Here is a 648-nt window from a genome sequence, read left to right as displayed (position 1 = left end):
GCTGTGCGACTCGGTGACGCCGGCGCCGGTCTTGTAGCGCACGACGAGCGAATTGGCGGCGTAGACTTCCTTGAAGGTCTGGCTACCGGTTTCGCCGCCCTTCTGGCTGCCGGATGTGCTGCCGGCCGCGCCGGATGCGGGGCTGAAGGCGTCGGCCGTCTCGTAGGCGGTCTGGTAGGTGCTCTCCGTGAAGTCGCCGACCACCTTCAGGTTAACGGTCTTGGTGGGATACAGCACGGTGCCGTAGGTGCCGAACAGGTTGCCGCTGCCGTCGCTGTGGTCGGTGACCGTGCGCGTGAGGGTGAGCTGCGTGAGAGAGGACTGCGCGGCCGTGTGCGTGGCGCTGGCGCTGGAGGTGCCCGAACGCTCGACCGAGGCAACCTTGTTTCTGTTGACGACGACGTAAGTCATGCTCTACTCCTGATCAGCCTGCAACCGTGACGGGATAACGCACCTTTTGCGCATGGGCGCTGGCGGCGGTGGCGGCGAGGAAGGCAGTGCCGGCCGAGGTGGCGCTGGTGCCGCTGCTGACGCTGGTCTCGCGCGACACAGCCCAGGTGATCTCCAGCGAGCCGGGCACGGGCGACTCAGCCAGGGTGAAGGCGACGAAGCCGGCCCCGTCCGGCGACAGGCCGGGCTTGGCTTCCT

General features: G+C 67.6%; 2 protein-coding genes. Both read right to left on the bottom strand.

What is annotated here, in order from left to right; all coding sequences use genetic code 11:
* Positions 1 to 411 (bottom strand): hypothetical protein (locus tag TBU01S_RS22765; RefSeq protein ID WP_157659274.1); only part of this gene is annotated, 411 nt, incomplete at its 3' end.
* A gap of 13 nt (positions 412 to 424) precedes the next feature.
* Positions 425 to 648 (bottom strand): hypothetical protein (locus tag TBU01S_RS22760; RefSeq protein ID WP_157659273.1); only part of this gene is annotated, 224 nt, incomplete at its 5' end.

Source organism: Thauera butanivorans NBRC 103042 (assembly GCF_001591165.1).
In the GTDB taxonomy this organism is placed as follows: Bacteria; Pseudomonadota; Gammaproteobacteria; order Burkholderiales; family Rhodocyclaceae; genus Thauera; species Thauera butanivorans.
Note: the sequence above shows the minus strand (reverse complement) of the source record. Positions and strands in the feature narration are given on the sequence as shown.